The organism is Methanocalculus natronophilus (genome assembly GCF_038751955.1).
GTDB lineage: Archaea > Halobacteriota > Methanomicrobia > Methanomicrobiales > Methanocorpusculaceae > Methanocalculus > Methanocalculus natronophilus.
Genome location: NZ_JBCEXH010000076.1, coordinates 1 through 646, shown reverse-complemented (window position 1 = coordinate 646; position 646 = coordinate 1). Strand labels below are relative to the sequence as shown.

The 646-nt window shown below is 34.4% G+C and carries 1 protein-coding gene; it reads left to right on the top strand.

Annotation, left to right across the window (positions count from 1 at the left end):
- The coding region (locus ABCO64_RS10500; RefSeq protein WP_343089430.1) for a FeoB small GTPase domain-containing protein at window positions 1-646 on the top strand (646 nt) is incomplete at both ends.

Below are 646 nucleotides of genomic sequence, written 5' to 3'. Positions count from 1 at the left end.
TCGGTAAAAGCGCCATTTTTAATCGTTTTACAGGTTTAGACGTGATGGTTTCCAATTATACTGGGACAACGGTAGAATTTACAGAAGGCAGTATGCAGGTGAATGAACAATCTTGTATTTTAAAAGATGTTCCGGGTGTATACGATATAGAAAAAAGTGTTGATGAGGCTGAACAAGTCGCCATTAATATGTTAAATGATAATCCAGATGGGATTATTTTTGTTTTAGACACTTTAAATTTAGAATCTTCATTGCATTTATTAATGCAGGTTTTAGAGTATCAAATTCCTACAGTTGTTGCTTTAAATCGCAATGATTTATCAAAATCAAGAGGGATAAAGATTGATCATTTAGAAATTCAAAAACGCTTAAAAGTCCCTGTTGTTCCGACAGTTGCACTTGGTGGAGAGAGTTTAGAAATATTACGCTATAAGGTAGAAAATATGCTTAAAAATCCTAAACCACCCAGTGTATTATCATTTCAAAAGGATTCAAGGTGGAAGGCTGTTGAACATATCGTCAAGCGGTCTTTAACCAAACAAGAAAGTAACTTTTCTGATGATAAACATGCGTATTTAATTAGGCCTTGGCCTGGGCTATTGATTGCGGTTGTTGTATTATTGACTATGTTTGGGTTTGTTATAGG